The 23,221-nt window shown below is 55.0% G+C and carries 18 protein-coding genes; 10 read left to right on the forward strand and 8 right to left on the reverse strand.

From position 1 onward, the window contains the following. Nucleotides 1–165 precede the first annotated feature (165 nt). From AWR26_RS12280 to AWR26_RS12290, 3 genes are read left to right on the forward strand one after another with little or no spacing between them, the layout of a single operon-like run. Entirely contained in the window at nt 166–2,805 is a 2,640-nt protein-coding gene (locus tag AWR26_RS12280; RefSeq protein ID WP_064566137.1) for a YdbH family protein, read from the forward strand. Then, complete coding sequence (locus AWR26_RS12285) at nt 2,802–2,993, forward strand: YnbE family lipoprotein (protein WP_007371989.1); 192 nt, start codon at nt 2,802–2,804, stop codon at nt 2,991–2,993. The genes AWR26_RS12280 and AWR26_RS12285 overlap by 4 nt, the downstream gene beginning before the upstream one ends. A gap of 10 nt (nt 2,994–3,003) precedes the next feature. Beyond that, nucleotides 3,004–3,342, forward strand: coding sequence for a YdbL family protein (locus tag AWR26_RS12290; protein WP_064566139.1), 339 nt, complete (start codon nt 3,004–3,006; stop codon nt 3,340–3,342). On the opposite strand, the gene AWR26_RS12295 is transcribed toward AWR26_RS12290, so the two are convergent. Next, nucleotides 3,302–4,216 carry a LysR family transcriptional regulator gene (locus AWR26_RS12295; protein ID WP_064566140.1) on the reverse strand — a complete coding sequence of 305 codons (915 nt, stop codon included), beginning with the start codon at nt 4,214–4,216 and terminating at the stop codon, nt 3,302–3,304. The genes AWR26_RS12290 and AWR26_RS12295 overlap by 41 nt on opposite strands. Nucleotides 4,217–4,445: 229 nt before the next feature. Here AWR26_RS12295 and AWR26_RS12300 point away from each other — a divergent pair, with 229 nt between their 5' ends. Next, nucleotides 4,446–4,877 carry a MarR family winged helix-turn-helix transcriptional regulator gene (locus AWR26_RS12300; RefSeq protein ID WP_064566141.1) on the forward strand — a complete coding sequence of 144 codons (432 nt, stop codon included), beginning with the start codon at nt 4,446–4,448 and terminating at the stop codon, nt 4,875–4,877. Nucleotides 4,878–4,921: 44 nt separating this feature from the next. Here AWR26_RS12300 and azoR read toward each other — a convergent pair whose 3' ends face one another. Next, the gene (azoR, locus tag AWR26_RS12305) at nt 4,922–5,527 is read right to left on the reverse strand and encodes an FMN-dependent NADH-azoreductase (protein WP_007371993.1); all 606 of its coding nucleotides are present in this window, start codon (nt 5,525–5,527) and stop codon (nt 4,922–4,924) included. A 198-nt stretch (nt 5,528–5,725) separates the two neighbouring features. Here azoR and hrpA point away from each other — a divergent pair, with 198 nt between their 5' ends. Next, nucleotides 5,726–9,628 carry an ATP-dependent RNA helicase HrpA gene (gene hrpA / locus AWR26_RS12310; RefSeq protein ID WP_064566143.1) on the forward strand — a complete coding sequence of 1,301 codons (3,903 nt, stop codon included), beginning with the start codon at nt 5,726–5,728 and terminating at the stop codon, nt 9,626–9,628. Nucleotides 9,629–9,718: 90 nt separating this feature from the next. Here hrpA and AWR26_RS12315 read toward each other — a convergent pair whose 3' ends face one another. Genes AWR26_RS12315 through AWR26_RS12330 form a run of 4 tightly spaced genes read right to left on the reverse strand, consistent with a single transcriptional unit; the run spans nt 9,719 to nt 14,533 of the window. Then, a complete protein-coding gene (locus AWR26_RS12315) occupies nt 9,719–10,381 on the reverse strand; it encodes an O-methyltransferase (protein WP_064566145.1) in 663 nt (220 codons plus the stop codon). A gap of 24 nt (nt 10,382–10,405) precedes the next feature. Then, nucleotides 10,406–11,782, reverse strand: coding sequence for an efflux transporter outer membrane subunit (locus AWR26_RS12320; protein ID WP_064566147.1), 1,377 nt, complete (start codon nt 11,780–11,782; stop codon nt 10,406–10,408). Continuing rightward, nucleotides 11,779–12,861 carry an HlyD family secretion protein gene (locus tag AWR26_RS12325; protein ID WP_064566149.1) on the reverse strand — a complete coding sequence of 361 codons (1,083 nt, stop codon included), beginning with the start codon at nt 12,859–12,861 and terminating at the stop codon, nt 11,779–11,781. Before AWR26_RS12325 ends, AWR26_RS12320 begins: the two co-directional genes overlap by 4 nt. Before the next feature lie 19 nt (nt 12,862–12,880). Continuing rightward, on the reverse strand, nt 12,881–14,533 hold the full coding sequence (locus AWR26_RS12330; protein ID WP_064566151.1) for an MFS transporter: 1,653 nt from the start codon (nt 14,531–14,533) through the stop codon (nt 12,881–12,883). Between the two features lie 589 nt (nt 14,534–15,122). Between AWR26_RS12330 and AWR26_RS12335 the strand changes: the two genes are divergently transcribed. From AWR26_RS12335 to aldA, 3 genes are all read left to right on the forward strand, one after another. Continuing rightward, nucleotides 15,123–16,124 carry a YopJ family acetyltransferase gene (locus tag AWR26_RS12335; RefSeq protein ID WP_064566153.1) on the forward strand — a complete coding sequence of 334 codons (1,002 nt, stop codon included), beginning with the start codon at nt 15,123–15,125 and terminating at the stop codon, nt 16,122–16,124. A 265-nt stretch (nt 16,125–16,389) separates the two neighbouring features. Next, nucleotides 16,390–17,190, forward strand: coding sequence for a YdcF family protein (locus AWR26_RS12340; RefSeq protein WP_064566155.1), 801 nt, complete (start codon nt 16,390–16,392; stop codon nt 17,188–17,190). 198 nt (nt 17,191–17,388) lie between these two features. Beyond that, nucleotides 17,389–18,828: an aldehyde dehydrogenase gene (gene aldA / locus AWR26_RS12345; protein ID WP_064566157.1), complete on the forward strand. Its 1,440-nt coding sequence runs from the start codon at nt 17,389–17,391 to the stop codon at nt 18,826–18,828. A 34-nt stretch (nt 18,829–18,862) separates the two neighbouring features. Here aldA and AWR26_RS12350 read toward each other — a convergent pair whose 3' ends face one another. Both AWR26_RS12350 and gap read right to left on the reverse strand, forming a co-directional pair. Then, nucleotides 18,863–19,789 (reverse strand): alpha/beta hydrolase, encoded by a 927-nt coding sequence (locus AWR26_RS12350; protein WP_064566159.1) that lies wholly within the window; start codon nt 19,787–19,789, stop codon nt 18,863–18,865. Between the two features lie 89 nt (nt 19,790–19,878). Beyond that, nucleotides 19,879–20,880, reverse strand: coding sequence for a type I glyceraldehyde-3-phosphate dehydrogenase (gap, locus tag AWR26_RS12355; protein WP_007372003.1), 1,002 nt, complete (start codon nt 20,878–20,880; stop codon nt 19,879–19,881). A 187-nt stretch (nt 20,881–21,067) separates the two neighbouring features. Between gap and cybB the strand changes: the two genes are divergently transcribed. Continuing rightward, complete coding sequence (gene cybB / locus AWR26_RS12360; protein WP_064566161.1) at nt 21,068–21,598, forward strand: cytochrome b561; 531 nt, start codon at nt 21,068–21,070, stop codon at nt 21,596–21,598. Nucleotides 21,599–21,819: 221 nt separating this feature from the next. Further along, on the forward strand, nt 21,820–23,145 hold the full coding sequence (locus AWR26_RS12365; RefSeq protein WP_064566163.1) for an MFS transporter: 1,326 nt from the start codon (nt 21,820–21,822) through the stop codon (nt 23,143–23,145). Nucleotides 23,146–23,221: the final 76 nt, after the last annotated feature.

Raw genomic sequence — 23,221 nt, forward strand, 5'->3', positions numbered from 1 at the left:
AACCTATCGCGTAATAATTTCGCAGCAATATCGTCCTCTGTTACTGAAAATGCAACAGCCAGACTATGATTAAAGCGGCTCACGCTTTTAACAGGGCGGTTAAACATGTCACAATATCCGGCATAACTGGCTTAATCACACGATAAATCAGGATATTAGCTGCCCATGAAGGGTAAATACAAAGCCGCCATCGCTCTGGTTTTATTATTTGTACTGCTGCCGCTAACGTTACTGATGACGCTGGCGCAATGGGTGCCGACCCTTGCCGGGATCTGGCTACCGGCCGGTACGCGCATCGCACTGGAAGAGCGCCCGCGCTTTACCCGCCATTCCCTGAACATTCCCGATCTGCGCTACTGGGTTGACGATTGCCAACTGGCGTGGCTGCAGAATGCTGAGCTTACCCGCCCCAGCCGCTGGCAGTTACATGCGGGCGCGTTGACGATCAATAGCGCCTGTCTTAATAAGCTGCCGGCAAACAACACGCCATCAACCGCGCCGCGAACGCTGAGCGAATGGCAAGCGATGCTGCCTTACACCTGGCTTACGGTGGATCGGTTAACCGTTTCGCCGTGGCAATCATGGAGCGGCAAATTGTCGCTGGCGTTGACCCCTGACATTCAGCAATTGAGTTACAACGGTGAGCGCGTGCAGCTTGAAGCCCGTCTGCACGGGCAGGCGCTGAACGTTAACCGACTCGCGCTACATCTGTTTGATAACCAGCCGCCATTCACGCTCGGTGGCGAATTTACTCTGCCCGCTGTTCCGGATGGATGGCCCGTTAATGGCCATATGCAAAGTACGCTCACTCTGCCACAGCAACCTGGCCTGGTGGATGTTGATATGGAGTGGCGCGAAAATGAAGGGCAGACGATTGTTATGTCGCGCGACAGCAGCGATCCGCTGCTCGACTTACCCTGGCAGGTGACCGGCGAGCAGCTCGCCATCAGCGATGGCCGCTGGAACTGGCCGTATGCCGGTTTTCCGCTGAGTGGGCGCGTCGGGTTGAAGATCGACAACTGGCAGCAGGGGCTGGATAAGGCGCAGATAAGTGGTCGGCTGAACGTGCTGACGCAGGGTGAAGCCGGTAAAGGCAATGCCGTGCTGACGATAGGTCCGGGGCGGCTAAGCATGACCGACAGCGCCATGCCGCTGCAACTGACCGGAGAAGCGAAGCAGGGCGATCTGGTGTTTTACGCCGTATTACCGGCGCAACTGAGCGGCAGTTTTGATGACCCGCAACTGGCGTTTACGCCCGGCGCGCTGCTGCGTTCGCGCGGGCGGGTGATCGATTCACTGAATATTGATGAGGTACGCTGGCCGCTGGCGGGCGTAAAACTGACCCGGCAGGGCATCGACGGCCGTTTGCAGGCGATTCTTCGCGCGCACGAGAATGTGATGGGCGATTTTCGTCTGCATCTCGACGGGCAGGCGCAGGATTTTTTGCCGGATAATGGCGAGTGGCGCTGGCGTTACTGGGGTGATGGTCATTTTACGCCGATGAATGCGCGCTGGGACGTTGCCGGTCGCGGTGAGTGGCAGGACAACACCATCACGCTGACCGATCTTTCAACCGGTTTTGATCAACTTCAGTACGGCACCATGCAAATTAGCGCGCCCCGTTTGGTGCTGGATGCCCCGGTGAAATGGGTGCGGGATGAGGAGAAGCCTCAGTTCAGCGGCGCGCTGACGCTGGATGCCGGGCAAACGACTTTTAGCGGCGGCAGCCATTTGCCCGCCTCGCAACTCAAATTCAGCGTCGATGGCACCAATCCCACCGATTTTCAGTTTAAAGGGGCCCTGAGTGCTGATGCGATTGGCCCTGTGCAGGTGAATGGCCGCTGGGACGGCGAACGATTGCGCGGGCAGGCCTGGTGGCCGCGTCAGTCGCTCAGCGTTTTCCAGCCGTTGATCCCACCAGACTGGAAGATGAAGCTGCTTAATGGCTCGCTCTACGCTCAGGTGGCGTTTTCTGCGGCGGCCGGGCAAGGTTTTGAAGCCGGTGGGCACGGCGTGCTGAAAAGCGGCAGCGTCTGGACGCCGGATAATGAAATCAGCGGTGTCGATTTTGTGCTGCCGTTCCGCTATCGCAATGCCGCCTGGCAACTGGGTACCCGCAGGCCGGTATCGCTGCGCATTGGCGAAATTGTTAACCAGGTGACCGCCAAAAATATCACTGCTGATTTGCAGGGGGCCTGGCCGTGGAGCGAAGAAAACCCGCTCATTCTGAGCGATGTCAGCGTTGATGTGCTCGGCGGCAAAGTCACTATGCAGCAGCTACGCATGCCGCAGCACGATCCGGCGCTGGTGCGCATCAACCATATTTCCTCCAGCGAGCTGATCAGCGCGGTGAACCCGAAGCAATTTGCGCTTTCCGGGCCTTTTGACGGCGCGCTGCCGCTATGGCTGGATAATCCGCAATGGATAATTAAGGACGGCTGGCTGCACAACCCGGGCCCGATGACGCTGCGTATCGACAAAGATACCGCAGATGCGGTAGTGAAGGACAACATGGCGGCGGGCGCGGCGATCAACTGGTTGCGCTATATGGAAATTTCCCGTTCCTGGACAAAGATAGATCTGGATAATCTTGGCGTGTTAAAAATGCAGGCTGCCATTCGCGGCACCAGCTATGTTGAAGGCAAGAGCAGCACCGTGAATTTGAACTATACCCATGAGGAAAACGTCTTTACCTTATGGCGCAGTTTACGTTTTGGCGACAATTTGCAGTCATGGCTTGAGCAACATGCCGCGCTTCCCCAGGTGCGCTGTGCGAAGGGCGAAAAGTGTGAGGAAAAACAATGAAAACCCCGATAGCCGTGCCGGTGCTGGCAATAACCACCTTGCTGGCTGGTTGTACGCCACGCATCGAGGTGGCGGCACCGAAAGAGCCGATCACCATCAATATGAATGTGAAGATCGAGCATGAAATCCACATCAAAGTGGATAAAGATGTCGAAACTCTGCTGAAATCACGCAGCGATCTGTTCTGAGGCCATCATGATGAAAAAACGACTGCTGATGGCATTGCTGGCGCTGAGCCTCGCCAGCACAACCGCGCAAGCATTGACGCTGGACGAAGCCCGTTCACAAGGGCGGGTGGGGGAAACCTTAACCGGTTACATTGCACCCGTCAGCCACGATAAAGAGACGCTGGCGCTGGTGGAGCGCATTAACAAAGCGCGTGCCGAAAGCTACCAGCAACTGGCCGATAGCAACAACATTCCCGTTGACGATGTGGCGAAGATGGCGGGTCAGAAACTGGTAGATCGCGCCCGGCCCGGTGAATATGTGCAGGGCATTAACGGTAAATGGCTGAAGAAATCGTCAGCGGTGCATTGATATCATCACTGAGGTGCTGGCGTAACCACGCCAGCGCCTGTTCCGCCCGCTGTGTTATCGGCCACTCCGCGCGGTGAGTCAGCCACAGCGTATCGACAACATTGACCGGATGGTTGTCAACCTGCAACAGCGCCTGGCGCGGAAAGGCCAGCCGCGCATAGCGCGGTAATACAGTAAAGCCTAGCCTGCGTGAAACGGGTTCCGGTATCAAACCAATATGGTTAATAAAACCACTCACCCGTATGCTTTGCATGCCCGGATTGCCGGGGAAACGGCGGCTGAGCAGCCGCGTCGCCATCGCATGTCCATCCGGATGGCTGATAAAACCCAGCGCTTGCAGATCCTGCCAGCTATTGGCGGTACAGCCAGCGGGAAGCACCAGTTCAAGCGGTTCTTCGGTGAATTTGTGCGCTGTCAGACGCGTGTCATCCGGTTGCTGCGTGACCAGCCCTAACTCGTAGCGGCCGGCCAGCACTTCCGCGATCACCGAGTGATTGGGCGACACGCGCAGGCGAATGGTCAGCTCAGGCCGTTGCTGCTGCAAATTGAGCAGTAGTGGGTAGATGCGCAACCCGATGCTGCTCGGGCATATCACACTGATTTCGCCGCCTGCTTTATCTTTATCTTCCAGACGATTTTGCAAACGCTTATCCGCCTGTTCCAGCTCCTGGCAATAGTCGCGTAACGCATTGCCTTGCGGCGTCAGCTCCAGCGTTCTTTTGCCACGCAAAATCAGCGGGCCGGTTTGTTGTTCCAGTTGGCGAATATGCTGGCTGACCGCCGCCTGGGTAATGCCAAGCTTATCGGCTGCACGGGTAAACGATCCGGCCTCAATCAGGGCGCTAAATGAACGTAAAAGCTGTGGGTTAAACATAATGAATATTTATAGAGTTCATAAGGAAATGCCTATTTTCATTATAATTAGCCCAGTATAGGCTTGTCCATCTGCTTAGCGTACAGCCCAGATTAACGTGGTGAATCCCCCTATGCGGCGGGGCGCTTTTGATCGTGAAGAACATTGCTGCGCAGGCTACGGGATCAAACGTAGCTTACCGGGAGGCACCCGGCACCACTCCTCAGTTCTGCTTTTTTCAGGATCCCTTATGGACAATGCCGGGCTTTTATCGCGTGTACACCTGTTGTACCTGGCGTCGCATAATTTGCGTCTGCTGATTGATCAAAAAATTAAAGACAACCACATCGGTTTTAATGGCTGGATGCTTCTCGTCTGTATTCGTAACGAACCGCAGATTGTGACGCAACGGGAGATCGCGCTGCGCATGGGGCTGAAGGAGCCCAGCGTCGGCGAGCTGATCAAACAGCTTATGAAACAGAAATTGCTGGTGCGGGCGGTCAATACCAGTGACCGGCGCAAATACGCCATCAAAATCACCGATCAAGGCGTGGCGATGTATGACGAGATCCAGCAGGCGCTACAGCCGCTGTTTCACACTATTTTCCCCGGGCAGATGGAACAGTTTGATGAATTACTGCAAACGATCCTGGCAGCGACAAAGCGCTATACGGCAGAGTAGAGCGGGGAGAAACCCTCCCACCGGATGGTGAGAGGGGGAATATCTTATGCAGCGACCAGGCTGTCGATCGCCGCTTTGGCGTCGGTCTGCGCTTTGGTAGCGACTTCCGGGCCGTAAGCGATGCCTTCAGCGAACACAAAGTTCACATCGGTAATGCCGATAAAGCCGAGGAACAGCTTCAGGTATGGCGCTACCAGGTCAGACGGGGTGTCTTTGTGAATGCCGCCACGGCTGGAGAGGATCACCGCGCGTTTGCCTTTCACCAGGCCTTCCGGGCCCGCTTCGGTGTAACGGAAGGTCACGCCAGCGCGAGCGACGAGGTCGAAGTAGTTTTTCAGCTGTGTCGGGATGTTGAAGTTGTACATCGGGGCATTAATCACGATCACATCATGAGCCTGCAATTCAGCGATCAGCTCATCGGAGAGTTTCAGCGCTTCCTGCTGGCGCGGTGTCAGCGGAGCATCGCTCGGACGCAGCGCGCCAACCAGCTCGCCATCCAGCACCGGAATCGGGTTTGCAGCCAGATCGCGAACGGTGATTTGATCGCCGGCGTGTTTCGCGCTCCACTGTTCAACGAAATAGTCAGCCAACTGGCCAGACTGTGAGTACCCTGCCAAAATACTGGATTTAAGAACTAACACTTTACTCATGGGTGGTTCCTTTTTGTATTGATATGGGGTCGCCCCGTAATTCGTGACACTGTATGCACAAAATTCTGCGATGAATAGCGCAATATATCGAATCCTATGTTCGAATTTCTTGAACAAGGCAAGCCGTGCCACGATGTGATATTCTACGTCCATTAAGAACTTACGCAGTTTCCCGGCAGTGCTCTGCCCAATAACGTTATGACAGAACAACATACCTTAACAATTTCCGATCTATTGCCGCGTCTCGACACCCTGATGTTGCGCGACAGACAACGCTTCTCTCGCCGCCTTCACGGCAGCAAGAAAGTTAAAAATCCTGAATCTCAACAGGCACTGCTGCGGCAACTGGCGCAGGAGATTGCCGACGCGGCGGGAAAAGTCACGCTGCGCGAAGCGGCACGTCCGCAAATTGATTATCCGGACAACCTGCCGGTCAGCCAGAAGAAACAGGCCATTCTTGAAGCGGTGCGCGATAACCAGGTGGTCATCGTCGCCGGTGAGACCGGTTCCGGTAAAACGACCCAGCTACCGAAAATTTGCATGGAGCTGGGGCGCGGCGTGAAAGGCCTGATTGGCCACACGCAGCCGCGTCGTCTGGCGGCGCGCACCGTGGCGAACCGTATTGCTGAAGAGTTGAAAACGGAACCGGGCGGCTGCATCGGTTACAAAGTCCGTTTTAGCGATCACGTCAGTGATAACACGATGGTCAAACTGATGACCGACGGTATCCTGCTGGCGGAAATCCAGCAGGATCGTCTGCTGATGCAGTACGACACCATCATCATCGATGAAGCGCACGAACGCAGCCTGAACATCGATTTCCTGCTCGGTTACCTGCGCGAGCTGCTGCCGAAGCGCCCGGATCTGAAAATCATCATCACTTCTGCGACGATCGATCCGGAACGCTTTTCGCGCCATTTCAACAATGCGCCAATCATTGAAGTTTCCGGTCGTACTTATCCCGTGGAGGTGCGCTATCGTCCAATTGTTGAAGAAGCGGATGACACGGAACGCGATCAGTTACAGGCGATTTTTGATGCGGTTGATGAGCTCGGCCGTGAAAGCGCGGGCGATATTCTGATCTTTATGAGCGGCGAGCGTGAAATTCGCGATACCGCCGATGCGCTGAGCAAACGCGATCTGCGCCATACCGAGATCCTGCCGCTGTATGCGCGTTTGTCGAACAGCGAACAGAACCGCGTTTTCCAGCCGCACAGCGGGCGGCGCATCGTGCTGGCGACCAACGTGGCAGAAACCTCGTTGACCGTGCCGGGCATCAAATACGTGATCGATCCAGGTACGGCGCGTATCAGCCGCTACAGCTATCGCACCAAAGTGCAGCGTTTGCCGATCGAGCCAGTCTCGCAGGCTTCTGCTAACCAGCGCAAAGGCCGCTGCGGACGCGTTTCGGAAGGGATCTGTATTCGTCTCTATTCGGAAGATGATTTCCTGTCGCGCCCGGAATTTACCGATCCGGAGATTCTGCGTACCAACCTGGCGTCGGTCATTCTGCAAATGACAGCGCTGGGGCTGGGCGATATTGCCGCATTCCCGTTTGTTGAAGCGCCGGATAAACGCAATATCCAGGATGGTGTGCGTCTGCTGGAAGAGCTTGGGGCCATTACGACCGACGAGCAGCAAACCGCCTATAAACTAACGCCGCTGGGCCGTCAGCTTTCACAACTGCCGGTGGATCCGCGTCTGGCGCGGATGGTGCTGGAAGCGCAGAAACATGGCTGCGTGCGTGAAGCGATGATCATCACGTCGGCGCTGTCGATTCAGGATCCGCGCGAACGTCCGCTGGACAAAAAACAAGCGTCGGATGAAAAACATCAGCGCTTCCACGACAAAGAATCTGATTTCCTTGCCTTTGTAAACCTGTGGAACTACCTCGGTGAGCAGCAAAAAGCGCTGTCGTCGAATCAGTTCCGCCGTCAGTGCCGGGTGGATTATCTCAACTATTTGCGTGTGCGCGAATGGCAGGATATCTACACCCAACTGCGCCAGGTGGTGAAAGAGTTAGGCATTCCGGTGAACAGCGAACCGGCAGAGTACCGCGAAATTCATATCGCGCTGCTGACCGGGCTATTGTCGCATATCGGCATGAAAGATGCGGAAAAGCAGGAGTATACCGGCGCGCGCAATGCCCGTTTCGCCATCTTCCCCGGTTCGGGTTTATTTAAAAAGCCGCCAAAATGGACCATGGTTGCGGAGCTGGTGGAAACCAGCCGTTTGTGGGGGCGCATTGCTGCCCGCATCGATCCGGAGTGGGTGGAGCCGGTTGCGCAGCATCTGATCAAACGTTCGTATAGCGAGCCGCACTGGGAGCGGGCGCAGGGCGCGGTGATGGCGACAGAAAAAGTCACCGTTTACGGGCTGCCGATTGTCGCCGCGCGCAAGGTGAACTACAGCCAGATCGATCCGGCGCTGTGCCGTGAGTTGTTTATTCGTCATGCGCTGGTGGAAGGCGACTGGCAAACCCGTCACGCCTTTTTCCGCGAAAACCTGAAACTGCGTGCTGAAGTGGAAGAGCTGGAACATAAATCCCGCCGCCGCGACATTCTGGTGGATGACGAGACGCTGTTTGAGTTTTACGACCAGCGCATCAGCCATGAGGTGATTTCGGCCCGTCACTTTGATAGCTGGTGGAAAAAGGCCAGCCGCGAAACGCCGGATTTGCTCAACTTTGAAAAGAGCATGCTGATTAAAGAGGGCGCGGAGAATGTCAGCAAACTCGACTATCCGAACTTCTGGCATCAGGGCAACCTTAAGCTGCGGCTGAGCTATCAGTTCGAGCCTGGCGCGGATGCGGACGGCGTGACGGTACATATCCCGCTGCCGTTGCTGAACCAGGTAGACGAGAGCGGTTTTGAATGGCAGATCCCCGGCCTGCGCCGCGAGCTGGTGATTGCGCTGATCAAATCACTGCCAAAACCGACGCGGCGCAATTTTGTTCCGGCGCCGAATTATGCCGAAGCCTTTCTTGGTCGCGTGACGCCGCTGGAGCTGCCGCTGCTGGATGCGCTGGAGCGCGAATTACGCCGTATGACCGGCGTGACCGTTGACCGCGATGACTGGCACTGGGATCAGGTGCCCGATCACCTGAAAATCAGCTTCCGCGTGGTGGATGACAAAAACAAGAAGCTGCTGGAAGGGCGCTCGCTGGCGGAACTGAAAGAGAGCCTGAAAGGTAAAGTGCAGGAAACGCTGTCGGCGGTGGCCGATGACGGCATCGAGCAGAGCGGGCTGCATATCTGGAGTTTCGGCACGCTGGCGGAAAGCTACGAGCAGAAGCGCGGCAACTATAAGGTGAAAGCCTGGCCGGCGTTAGTGGATGAACGTGACAGTGTCGCGATCAAGCTGTTCGATAATCCGCAGGAGCAACAACAGGCAATGTGGCGCGGAATCCGCCGTCTGCTGCTGCTCAATATCCCGTCGCCCATCAAATACTTGCATGAAAAATTGCCGAATAAGGCCAAGCTGGGCCTCTACTTTAACCCGTACGGCAAAGTGCTGGATCTGATTGATGACTGTATCTCCTGCGGCGTCGATAAGCTGATCGATGAAGCGGGCGGCCCGGTATGGACGGAAGAGGGTTTTGCCGCGCTGCATGAAAAAGTGCGCGCCGAACTGAACGAAACGGTGGTTGAGATCGCCAAACAGGTCGAGCAGATCCTCACTGCGGTGTTCAATATCAACAAGCGTCTGAAAGGGCGCGTCGATATGACCATGGCGCTGGGGCTGTCGGATATCAAAGCGCAGATGGGCGGGCTGGTTTATCGCGGTTTTGTGACCGGCAACGGTTTCCGCCGTCTGGGCGATACGCTGCGCTATCTACAGGCGATCGAAAAACGGCTGGAGAAACTGGCGGTCGATCCGCATCGTGACCGCGCGCAGATGCTGAAAGTGGAGCAGACGCAGCAGGCGTGGCAGCAGTGGCTGAATAAGCTGCCGCCCGCTCGCCGCGATGATGATGATGTGAAAGAGATCCGCTGGATGATAGAAGAGCTGCGCGTCAGCTATTTCGCCCAGCAGCTCGGAACACCGTATCCCATCTCCGATAAGCGCATTTTGCAGGCGATGGAACAAATCAGCGCCTGAGTGCATTCGGAAATAGCCTGATGGCGCTGCGCTTATCAGGCCTACGGTTTGCTTTTGTAGGCCTGAGGCGTTAGCCGCCATCCGGCATTTTTAGATGGCGTTTACCCACGCCAGCGTAAAGCCGTCCCAACCCTTCATGCCGACGGTCTGCATGGCCGTCACCGTCAGGCGCGGATCATTGCCCAACATATCAATAAATTTACGCACGCCCTGCACGCTGGCGTCGGTGGTGGTTGGATTGGTCACTTCCCCGTTGCGCACCACGTTATCGCCAATAATCAACGTACCGGGACGAGAATAGTGCAGCGCCCATTTCAGGTAGCTGGGGTTATTGGGCTTATCAGCATCAATAAAGATCAGATCGAACGGCGGACGCTCGCCGAGACTTTCCAGCGTCTGTAATGCCGGGCCTTCAGCGACGGTCACCAGATTCGCCACGCCGGCAAAATGCAGATTTTCGCGGGCAATCGCCGCATGCAGCGGTTCAGCCTCCAGGGTTAACAGTTCGCCGTTTACCGGCAGTTCGCGCGCCATCCACAGCGTGCTGTAGCCACCAAGCGTACCGATTTCCAGAATTCGCCTTGCCCGTACCATGCGGACTAACAGCGCCAGTAATTGTCCCTGCATCGGCGAGACATCAATTGCCGGAAGCCCGGCGCGCTGGTTATTTGCCAGCACCTGCTCTAATACCTCATCTTGCGGGATCAGTTTTTGCACTAAGTATTCATCAACTGCGGACCACTTTTGCTGCATAACATCACTCCTGGTTATCAAAAATCACTCAATTCCGGACCAGCCACCTCCCAGTGCCCGGTAGAGATCTATCTGCGCCAGCAGCAGGTTGTTTTTCACCTGCACCGCACTGAGTTGCGCAGAGTACAAGGTGCGCTGGGCATCCAGCACATCCAGATAGGCGGAATACCCATTGTTGTAACGGTTTTGCGCAATGCGTAGCGTCTCCTGCGCGACCTGCTGCTGCCCCTCAAGTTCGGCCAGTTGCTCGCCAAGGCGGGTGATGGCGTCCAGACTATCATTGACCTCTTTAAAGGCGTTACGCACGGTTTTTTCATAGCTGTACAGCGCCTGATTCCGCTGCGACATAGAGATATCCACCTGCGCGTTCAGCGCCTGGCGGTTAAGCAACGGGGCGAGAATACTGCCGCCAAGGCTCCACAAACGTAATGGATTATCGAGCAGACCCGGCAGGGTTCTGTCCTGCATACTGCCGGTCGCCGTCAGATTGAGCGACGGCGGCAGTTGCGCCTGCTTTGAGGCCAGCGAGGCATCGGCGGCGACGAGCTGGCGCTGTGCCTGCACAATATCCGGACGGCGGTTTAACAGCGAAGAGGGTAATTGCGATGGCAGTTTCAGCGGCGTCAGTTGCGCAAAAGTGTTGCGGCTGACCGCGCCAGGGTTGCTGCCGAGCAACAGACTCAGGGCATTTTCCTGCTGGTTTATCTGGTGCTGTAACACCGGTACCTGCGCACGGGTGGCGCGCAGTTCGGAATCCGCCTGCATCAACTCCAGTTGAGAAGTATAGCCAGTCTCGTACTGGCGACGGGCAAGATTCCACGCTTCTTGCCGGGCTTTGAGTGTTTCTTGCGTGACGCGTAATTGTTCATCCAGCGACAACAGGGTGAGATAACCGGAAGCCACATTGGTGGCGACGGTCAAATCAGCGGCAGCGGCCGCCGCTTTTTGCGCCTCCAGCGAGGCATCCGCCGCACGCGCGGCGCTGCGGTTCGCGCCCCAGATATCGACATCGTAGCTGGCCGTCAGGCTGCCTTTATAGAGAGTGCTGTGAATCGGTAAACCGGTCGCTGCCGATTGCGAACGTGCGCGCGTGCCGGAAAGCCCGGCATCAAGCTCCGGGAACAGCGCGCTGTTAGCGGCATAAACCTGTGCCTGGTACTCATTGACCCGTTCGCGGGCAATCAGCACGTCGCTGTTATAGCGCAGCGCCTGATCAACATAGCGGTTAAGCTGGCTGTCATGAAAACTGCGCCACCAGACGCTATCCGTTTTACCGATCGGGCCGCTGGCGCTGCGCCAGGCGGCAGGGATTTGCAGTGTCGGTTGGGCCTGTTGTACATCAGCAGACTGGCAGCCCACCAGCGTAAAGGCGAGGGCAAGAAAGAGCGGGGGACGCCTCATTTTTGCGTCTCCCTGGTATCAATGTACACCTGTACCGACATCCCCGGACGCAGGCGGGCAATGTCATCATCGTTACCCTCAACCTGAATGCGCACCGGAATACGCTGGGCGATTTTAACGAAATTACCGGTAGCGTTATCCGGGCTGATGGCGCTGAACTCAACGCCCGTTGCCGGAGAGAGGCTCTCGACACGGCCGTGATAACTGCGACCATCCAGTGCATCCACCGTAAAACGTACCGGCTGGCCGACGACGACATCGGCCAGTTGCGTCTCTTTGAGATTAGCGATCACCCAGCGCTGCGACGGAACCAGCGAGGTGAGGTGCGTACCGGCAGTGACATACGCGCCAAGCCGCACGCTGATCTGACCCAGTTGCCCGTCGCGCGGGGCAACAATGCGGGTGTTTTGCAGGTCGATTTGCGCCAGTTCCAGCGCGGCCTCGGCGTTTTCCACATCCGCTTGCAGCGAAGCGCGATTGACGATTGTGGTTTGCAGATCCTGGCGCGACATCTCCAGCGTCGCTTCAGCCTGCGCGATACTGGCGGTGTTTTGCGCCGCCGTCGCAAGGGCGGCATCACGCTCGCGAATCGACAGCGAACCGTCAGCGGTCAACGCTTTGACGCGTTTTAAATCCGCCTGCGATTTCAGATCCTGCGCTTTGGCGCTGGCCAGCGCCGCTTTGTTGCGTTCAATCACCGCTTCTGCGCTTTTACGCTGCTGAAGATTATTGGCCAGCGCGGCTTTTTTCATCGCCAGCGTTGCTTTGGCCTGATCCACCCGCTGGCGATAAATGCGATCGTCGATCTGCATAATCAGATCGCCTTTCTTCACCCAGACAAAATCCTGCACCGGCACCTCGGTGATATACCCGTTGACCTGCGGGCTGATAAAGGTGGTTTGCCCGCGCACATAGGCGTTGTCGGTAAATTCGGTATGGCGGGTGAACGGCGGCAATTGCCACGCGTAGAGGATCACCAGCACACCGACGAGGCCAATGGCGGCGGCGGTAAAGAGGGAAACGATGCGAACATTATTGCGGGTGCTGGCGCGCTCTTTAGCGGCATCCTGCTGGCTCATAAACACTCCAGTAACATTATTATTTGGTCCCAGTCGCCCGCTTTAAGGCGAGGCGTGCGGTAATATTCAGGCGCAACAAACGCCATAAAATCCAGATAAGCGTGGCGGCGGCGATACTGGCCGTCAGCAGATAGGTATCGTTGTAGGCCAGAATGTTGGCTTCCAGCGTGGAGACCGTTTGCAGTTGCGTCACGGCCTGGGTGCTCAGCAGCGAACTGTCGCCGAGCATGCTCTGGTACATCTGGCTGTAGAGCTGCAATCGCTCATTCACCAGCGGATTAAGGGTAGTGAGTTGGTCGGCGAGCAGGCTGGAGTGGTATTTCTCGCGCCATGTCTGGAACGTACCGAGGATTGCCGAACCCAGCAGGCCGCCAATATTCTGGCTCATGCCGAACAGCACCGAAAAGCTGACCAGGTTACGCGGCTCCGCTATCACGCCGCCAATGCCTGCGAGCATCGCTGGCGCAATAAAAAAGGCGCTGGCAAAACCAAGTAAAAACTGGCTGATGATGAGCTGGTTAGGCCGCGTAAGGCTGGTGGAGTGGCTGTCCATCAGCGAGGCGATAATCATTAACACCAGCGAGATGACAATCGGCCACACCAGCCGCTGAGGCTTGATAGTCAGGCAACTGGCGACAATGCCGCAGACAATCCCCGCCAGGATCGACCATGCCAGTTTTGTCATCTGCTCATTTTGCAGTCCGACATATTGCAGCCAGCCGAAAACACCGGTGTTCTGCTCCGCCAGCACGATGCGGATCAACAACATAATCAGCCCCAAACGCACGATGCTGCCGCTGGAGAGCCAACGAGTATTGAGCAACGGGTTACTGCGATTATGCTCAAGCGTAATGGCGGAAACGATCAGCACTACCGCAGCCGCCAGCGCCCAGCCGATCCACGGCGCTTCGAACCACCAGTCAAGACGACCGAGCGATAACACCGCGCACAGCAGCGCCATGCCCGGCGCCAGCAAAAAGAAGGTGATGAAATCCTTCTTTTCGAACACTTTTTTACGATCTCCCGGCGGCAATTTCAGGGCGATCACGCAGCCCAGGGAGATAAGCGCCAGCCCCAGTTCAAACAGGTAAAGGCCGCGCCACTCATTGAGTTGCAGCAGTTCGCTGGAGAAGAGGCGGGCCATCGGGATCGCCAGTGAAGATCCTGTAATACCAATGGTTAACGCTTTCAGACGATGCTTCGCCGGCCACGCCTGGATCTGGTAGTAAATGCCGAGCGAACTGAGCGCGGCGGCAACCATGCCGTGCGCGGCGCGCACAAACATCGCCGAACTGAGATCGTTAATAAACAGGTGAAAAAAGGTCACCAGCACATACAGCACCAGAAACCCTTCCGTGAAGGCGCGTAGCCCGTACTGCTGGCGAAACTTTACCAACAGCAGGTTGATAGAGATATTGGTCATCACATACACCGCAGGCAGCCAGGCGATTTCCGTTGACCAGGCTGCAAACGTGCCCTGAAGGTTTTGCAGGTTGGCTGTCACCATGGCATTGCCGAGCGCGCCGGTCAGGCAGACCAGCAAGCCAACAATACCGTAGGCTATACGGCGCGGCGTACTGTGGTAAGGCGTTGAGGGAGAGCCCAGCAACATGGGCTTTTCGTGAGCGGCCCATTCGCGCGGAGTATAAGGATCGCTTTTCGGCAAACGCATTTTAACCTCGCTTTGCAGGCTTCCCTGCGTTTTGTTGTAGTCGGAGAGCGGTGCTGAAGGCAGCGAAGTTCGCAGTTATCCCTGAAAATCATTTCATCCACTGAATGATTAGGGGGCTAATGATATTACCGGTGCAAATAAAGCTGATGCAAGTGTATAAGAAAAATATAGATTACCTTCGCACGGCGATCTGCTTAAGTGATAAAAATAACCGACCATAGGTGACGCTGTCACAAATGACGATACCCTGCCTTGTCATATGGAAAAGTGCGTATGCAATCGGGCGCTGGCAGCAGGTTCCAGGCCTCTCTCCTTGAGACATTTTATATCATGTTAGAATAATCTGATGTGCGTGCTATTTAAATTAATCAGGTTCTCTATCTCTGCTGAGATATATGGAAGAATAATATTAATTAATGAGGTAATGGAATACAATTTACGTAAACCAGAATACAGTATTCCGCGCCTAAATTCGAAGCCCAGAAAGTTTCCAGGGTGACACACTGAAATTACTTGAGGTTAATAGCAGAGCTTACTGTGTTGTTGCCGCAAGGAGCATCTTCGTTCATTTTACAAGGAGTCTGGATATATGCCGCTTTATAATTCCGCTAAAGTTGACCTAACGAAGCCATCGACTTCGTTGCAAAGAAAAATACGAGGCGGTGAATTCCAACGCATTAAATATGCCTACAGTAAATATGAGGCTCGCACTGATTTAATGCTACCGGATGCTGAATCAATGCCAGATCTTTGCCATTCGGGAACCGAAAGAGCCTATGCGTTGAAATCATACTTAGCCACAAGTAATAATATACTTTTTAATCAAACGAAAGTTCCGGATTCTAGTTTTTTAGGTATCTTAAAGGAGCTGGAGAAAAAAATATTCCCTTTGGTTGTTAATGTTGTCAATAACATAAGTGGAAGTGCTCTGCGTTACGAAATTAAGGGTGCGGATATTTTTAATAAAATTAGATCTTGTACAACCGGAAGAAAACAATTTATTTTTTATGATGATGGTCATGCTATTTACATCGACATCTTTAAAGATGAGTTTAATAATATATCAGCGATTACTATTGATTCACTGAGTGCTGGGATGGGTTGGGGCAGCGATTTTACAGAGGAATTGTTTAAAGAATTTGAAAATAGTGGGCGATTATCAGCGTTGAACCTTCATACTGATGTGCAGAAAAGTGGGCTGGGTTGCAAATTTTTCAGTCTGCATTTTGCAAGAAGAGCCATAAAAGATCCTGCTTTAATAGCTCAACACATATTTAATATTGAGAATGCAAAGTATCTTAACAAGGATACATGTTATTCTTTGGATGTTAAAGAAACGGAGCAGATATTAAATGTGAATTATTATAAACATGCTCAATCTTCGACAAGATTGAAGTTGATGCTTCCTGAGAAGAAGAGTGAATTGCTCAGTGATGGTAAAACGCTTCTTCAACATCATGCAGATTTTAATGTAAAGAAAATTTCGTCAGGAAAACAGATAAACTATAGCAATTCCATTGATTGCTTTCGCAGAAAACAGATTGAAGCCGCGGTGCGTTATTACCAGGAAAAAGTCAAACAAGTCATTTGATTATTGACGAATGGGTTCCCGTCATAATGCTGCGTTCGCTGGTATTGGGGCATTTTCCTTAAAAAGGCGGTATGAGAGAATTACCCCTTCACCGGCTCAACCTTGCTGAAAAAATCACTGAACAGCAGAGTAGCGGCCGTTGCGCAGAGGAAATAATTAAACGCTACTGGCGCTACCGCGTGCAACCGGTGATGATTCGGAGTGATCCCCTGTTCAGTACCACCAGAGGCGTTAGTCTCTGACGGGTGTAGCAAAGGAGGTTTTGATGCAGATAACAACATTTCCCGCCTTGCCGGAAGCCACGCTGACAGCGGCGAATATGCTGGGTGAATGGCTGGCGCAAAATGATTTTGCCGGTAAACCCACGCCGGTGCGTGCGGATGTGGTGATCCTCGCGGGTAATGCAGTGATGCCGACTATCGATGCAGCATGCGCGCTGGCAGCGGCGCAGAACACGCCGCTGTTGCTCACCGGCGGTGTCGGGCATTCCACCACTTTCCTCTATACCGCCATTGCGCGTCATCCGCGCTATAACGTGCTGCGTACCACCGGGCGTAGCGAGGCGGCGATCATGGCGGATATCGGGCGTCGCTTCTGGAATCTTGATGAGTCGCAACTGTTGATTGAAGATAAATCAAGAAACTGCGGCGAAAATGCGCGTTTCAGCGTTGATTTGCTGCTTTCGCACGGGATAAAACCGAAAACGGCAATGGTGGTGCAGGACCCGACCATGCAGCGCCGTACCGTCGCCACGTTTGCCCGCGTCAGCCAGCAGTGTACCGACGCGCCGCACTGGTTAAGCTGGCCGGGCTTTACGCCACGCTTATGCAATACGGCGGCCGGGCTGGCCTTCCAGCCGCAGCAGGAGGGGCTGTGGCCCGTGGATCGCTATCTGTCACTGATGATGGGTGAAGTTCCTCGCCTGCGCGATGATGCCACGGGTTACGGGCCGAAAGGGCGTGATTTCCTGGTTCATGTTGATTTTCCTCCCGCCGTGGAAGCGGCCTGGCAGGTGTTGATTGCCGATGAGACTCTTGCCGCCGTGCTCGCCAGCCGTTCACTGTGAATAATGCCCGTTTGCGCTAAAGATGCGGCAAACGGGCATTATTCCTCTACGCTTGCCATTTATTTGTTGCGATCTCGCGCCATTTTTTATGAGTTCACTCACAAAAGCCAATGCAGCGCCTGAGCAATGCCCTGCGCGGGGATAGATTTTTAACAATAAGTTCACTTGTTAAAAACAATGCTATTACAGGAGCAAGTCATGACGGCACCCGTGCAACACCCGATGTTTATCGATGGTCAATTCATCAGCTGGCAGGGCGACAACTGGCTTGATGTCGTCAACCCGGCGACGGAAGAGATTCTGGCGCGCATTCCTGATGGCACAGCGGAAGATGCGCGTAAAGCGATTGCGGCGGCGGAACGCGCCCAGCCTGCCTGGGAAGCCTTGCCAGCAATAGAACGCGCAGGCTGGTTACGTAAAATCGCGGCAGGGATTCGCGAGAAAGCGCATGAAATCAGCGCATTAATTGTGGCTGAGGGCGGCAAAATTCAGCAACTGGCTGAGGTGGAAGTCTCCTTTACCGCCGACTACATCGACTATATGGCCGAATGGGCGCGCCGCTATGAAGGGGAGATCCTGCAAAGCGACCGGCCCAATGAAAATATCTTTGTCTTTAAGCGCGCCCTTGGCGTGACGACCGGCATTTTGCCGTGGAATTTTCCGTTCTTCCTGATTGCCCGCAAAATGGCGCCAGCGTTGATTACCGGCAACACCATTGTGATTAAACCCAGCGAGTTCACGCCCAACAACGCCGTCGCGTTTGCCCAAATTGTGCATGATGTCGGATTGCCAAAAGGGGTCTTTAACCTGGTATTAGGACGCGGCGAAACGGTTGGCCAGGAGCTGGCAGCCAACCCGAAAGTAGCGATGGTCAGCATGACCGGCAGTGTTGGCGCTGGCGAGAAAATCATGGCGGCGGCGGCGAAAAATATCACCAAAGTGTGTCTCGAACTTGGCGGGAAAGCGCCAGCCATTGTGCTGGACGATGCGGATCTTGAGCTGGCGGTGAAAGCGATTGTTGATTCCCGCATCATCAACACCGGGCAGGTGTGTAACTGCGCCGAGCGGGTGTATGTGCAGAAGGGGATTTACGACCGTTTCGTTAACCGTCTTGGCGAAGCGATGAAAGCGGTGCAGTTTGGCGATCCGGCGCAGCGTAACGACATTGCCATGGGGCCGCTCATCAACGCTGCCGCACGGGAGCGTGTGGAGCAGAAAGTGGCACGTGCGGTGGCAGAAGGCGCGCGCGTGGTGCTGGGCGGCAAAGCGCCGGAAGGGAAAGGCTATTTCTATCCGCCAACGCTGCTGCTGGATGTCCGCCAGGAAATGGCGATCATGCACGAAGAGACCTTTGGGCCGGTGCTGCCGGTGGTGGCATTCGACACGCTCGATGACGCGCTGGCAATGGCCAATGACAGCGATTACGGTCTGACATCTTCCGTCTATACCAAAGATCTGAATACGGCGATGAAGGCCGTGCGCGGGCTGAAATTCGGCGAAACGTATATTAACCGGGAGAACTTTGAAGCGATGCAGGGGTTCCATGCCGGGTGGCGCAAGTCCGGGATCGGCGGGGCGGATGGGCGTCACGGCCTGAACGAATATCTGCAAACTCAGATGGTGTATCTGCAATCCTGATGATGTATGGCCCCCGCCAGACGCGGGGGCGCATTTACACTTTGGTCGCTATCCATGCCATCATCAACTCCGGCCAGACGGCGGCTGGCAACCCCAGCGCATCACGAATACCAAAACCGTGTTTTCCCTGCTCAAACAGATGCATCTCTACCGGTACGCCAAGACGGCGCAGCGCGGTAAACATCACCAGGCTGTTTTCCACTTTCACCGCCGGATCGTCCACCGCATGCAACAGGAAAACCGGCGGTGTTTCGCTGTTAACATTCTGTTCGGGGGAATAATGACGCACCTGTTCGTCAGTCGGTGACTCGCCAAGCAGTTGCTGACGAGAAATCGGATGATCGATTTCGGCTTGCATGGTGATAACCGGATAGACCAGCGCCATAAACGCCGGGCGCGCGCTCTGGCGGTCGATATCGTCAGACGGTGGATAAACCACTTCGTCATAGCGCGTGCCGAGGCTGGCGGCGACATGACCGCCAGCGGAAAAGCCCATCACGCCGAGCTTTGCGGGATCCAGCCGCCATTCCCCGGCGCGGGCGCGGATCGTGCGCATAGCGCGCTGTATATCCGCCAGCGGCGCATCCGCGCCTTCTGCATGCTGATCTGCCGGAAGCCGGTAGGTCATCACAAACAGGGTATAGCCTTTGGCATTGAAACAGGGAGCCAGCGCGCTACCTTCTTTATCCAGAACCACACGACGGTAAGAACCGCCAGGCGTGATAAGGATCCCAACGCCGTTGGGGTTTTGCGGGGCGTAAACGGTGATTTCCGGGGCGCGAACGCCGGTGACTGAGCGGTCAAAGGGCGTTGGGCCGGTGTGAAACGTTTCGAGTTGAAAACGCACCGGGCTGGCGGCGGCGCCTGGCGCTTCTCCCTGCGGCCAGACGGGAAACGTACTGGCGTGTTGCACTGCGACCTTCATCAATGTCAATAAATCTTCCGGGCTGATATTTCTCATGTCTCGCCTCGCCTGATAACGCTTGTGCTTATTCGGCCTGCAATCAGCGCAGGCCGAATAAACGTTGCGTCATCCGGCTTATGTGAACGTTAAAGTGCGCGGTATTTTTCCAGGACGCGCACGAGTTGGGTGACAAAACCGTACTCGTTATCGTACCAGGAGACGGTTTTCACCAGTTGCAGATCGCCGACTTCGGTGATTTCTGTCTGCGTGGCATCGAACACTGAGCCAAAGTGGCTGCCAATAACATCGGACGAAACAATCTCTTCATCGGTATAGCCGAAGGATTCATTATTTTCAGTGGCTTTTTTCAGCGCCTGGTGGATCTCATCGACGGTGACTTTCTTCTCCAGAACCGATACCAGTTCGGTTACCGAACCGGTTTTCACCGGAACGCGCTGCGCGTGGCCTTTCAGTTTGCCGCTTAGCGCCGGGATCACCAGGCCGATCGCTTTTGCCGCACCGGTGGTGTGCGGGATGATGTTTTCCGCTGCTGCGCGCGAGGCCCGTAGATCTTTACCGCGCGGCCCATCGACCAGCGCCTGCGTGCCGGTATAGGCGTGAATGGTGGTCATGGTCCCGGCTTTGATGCCGAAATTGTCCTGTAGCGCTTTGGCCATCGGCGCGAGGCAGTTGGTGGTGCAGGAGGCGACCGAAATAATGGTGTCTTCAGCATTAATGGTTTCATCATTGACGTTAAAGACCACGGTTTTCATCTCACCGGCAGGCGCGGAGATGAGCACTTTTTTCGCACCGGCTTCCAGATGCGCCTGTGATTTTTCAGCCGAGGTATAGAAGCCAGTACATTCAACGATGATCTCGGCACCGGCGCTGCGCCACGGGATATGTTTCGCCTCTTTCTCGGCATAGACAGTGATGCTTTTACCGTTGACGATCAGCGAATCTTCGGTGAAATCCACACTCCAGCCGAATGGGCCGTAGTTAGAATCATGCTTCAATAAGTAGGCCAGCACTTTGGGTGAGGTGAGATCGTTAATTGCGACAACTTCCGCGCTGCTGTTGGTTTCCAGCAGACGACGCAGTACCAGGCGTCCAATACGCCCGAATCCATTGATGCCAATTTTGCTCATAATTCACTCCGCTTTTTAGGTCATGATCACGTTATTACACTCCTCAGTGATAGCCTGGTGGGGATTGTTGGGCAAATGAATAGCGGGTAATGAAGAGTAAGTGACTGAATAATGAACAGGAAAAGTTAATGAATTTTTAAGGAAATACGGCTATGTTGGCGTTCTGTTATTTTTTCAGGATCGCCTTATGCGCAGTAAATATTCTTCCGTGCAAATCACCCTTCACTGGTTGGTGTTTCTGTTAATCGTAACCGCTTATAGCGCCATGGAGTTTCGCGGATTTGCGCCGCGTAGCTACCGCCCGTGGTTTAACATGGTGCATGTCTCCTGCGGTATTTCTATTCTTGTTCTGATGGTCGCTCGTTTGCTGGCGCGGCTAAAAAACCCGACGCCGCCGATTGTACCCAAACCCTCACCAATGCTGACCGGGCTGGCACATCTGGGCCATCTGGTCATCTATCTGCTGTTTATTGTTCTGCCGGTTATTGGCCTGCTGATGATGTACAACCGTGGTGAGCCGTGGATCGCGTTCGGCATGGTGATGCCGTATGCGTCAGAGTCTAACTTTGATCTGGTGGATACGCTGAAGGAGTACCACGAATTGCTGGCTAATCTGGGCTATTTTATTATTGGCCTGCATGCCGCGGCGGCGCTGGTGCATCATTACTTCTATAAAGACAATACGCTATTGCGGATGATGCCGAAAAAACGCCACTAAGGGTTATCAGCCCGTTAGCGCTAAGCTTAGCGGGTTAAAACAACGTATTTCGCCCCGCGATGCGGGGCTTTTTTATGGCGCAAAAATGTGATCCTGCCGGGTTTTTCGCCGAGAAAAGCAGGGTGGAAATCACATTTTACGTCATCGGTGCTGTGCTGAATTCGTACAACCCGTATAGATAGTATATCTATTATAGAAACACTTTGATGGGTGGAGGGGATATGACACAGCCTGTACAGGACGCTTTCGAACGGGTTGCTGGAGAGGAGCAGATGGCCGGGGCGCGAAAATTACGCAAAGTGCTACTCGCCACCGGGATCGGCCATTTTGTGGAATGGTTTGATTTCGGCTTGTACGGCACGCTGGCCGCGATTATCGGTCTGCAATTTTTTCAGTCCGGCAATCCGAGCGTCGCGTTGCTCTCATCATTCGCGGTATTTGGCGCGGGCTTTATTATGCGCCCGCTGGGGGGATTATTCTTCGGCTCGCTGGGCGATCGCAAAGGGCGGCAGAAAGTGCTGGCAACCGTGATCCTGCTGACTTCCGGGGCGACATTCGTGATGGGATTGCTGCCCACTTATCACCAGGTAGGCATCACCGCCACCGTGCTGCTGGTGATCACGCGCCTGGTGCAGGGCTTTGCCGCCGGGGGCGAAAGCTCCGGAGCCACAACTTACCTGGCTGAATACGCTCCGACAGAACGCCGCGGTTACTTTACCTGCTGGATCGATAACTTTGGCTTTATGGCGTTCGTGGTCGGTTCCGGGCTGGTTTTTCTGCTAACCGCAACGCTCGGCGAAAGCGCAATGAGCGACTGGGGCTGGCGTATCCCGTTCCTGATTGCCGGGCCGCTGGGTTGGGTGGGGCTGTATTTGCGAAAACATCTGGAAGATTCGCCAGAATTTCTTGCCGCCATGAAGAGCGGTCAAACATCCAGTGCGCCGCTGCGCAAAGCGGTGACCACCGCCTGGGGCGCGTTGCTGTTCTGCGTGGGTTTTGTGGTGATCAAGGCCGTCGGGCACTGGACGCTGCAAACGTTCATGCCAAGTTATCTGGCGACCGAACTCCATTTTTCCAAACTCAATGCCTATGCCATCACCACCATCGGGCTCTTTTCCGTTGCGGTGCTGGTGCCGTTTATGGGCTATCTGTCGGATAAATATGGTCGCAAGCCGTTGATGCTGACGGGCTGCGCCGGGTTTATCCTGCTCAGTTATCCGGCAATGATGGTGATGGCGCACGGGGACGTGCTTTCGGCGGTGCTGGCGATGGTGATGCTCGGCGCATTTATTGCCGCCTTCGACGGCGCCTGTACGGCGGCGATGGCGGAACTGTTCCCGACCAGCGTACGTTACGGCGGCTTGTCCATTGCTTATAACTTTGCGGTTGCGTTTTTCGGCGGCATCACCCCGTGGTTTTCGGCGTGGCTGATTACCAGCACCGGCGATAAATTCTCACCGGCCTTTTACGTGATGGCCGCAGCGCTGATTACCTTCCTTACTGTGTTGCGCGCCCGGGAAACGGCCGGGTTGCCGCTGAAACGTTGAATATCGCCCCGGTGAGACTCTCCACCGGGGTTTTTATGCATAGGTGGTTGAATATGATGGGCGTAGCAGTCCACGC

Origin of the sequence: Kosakonia oryzae (genome assembly GCF_001658025.2) — a bacterium.
Lineage (GTDB): Bacteria > Pseudomonadota > Gammaproteobacteria > Enterobacterales > Enterobacteriaceae > Kosakonia > Kosakonia oryzae.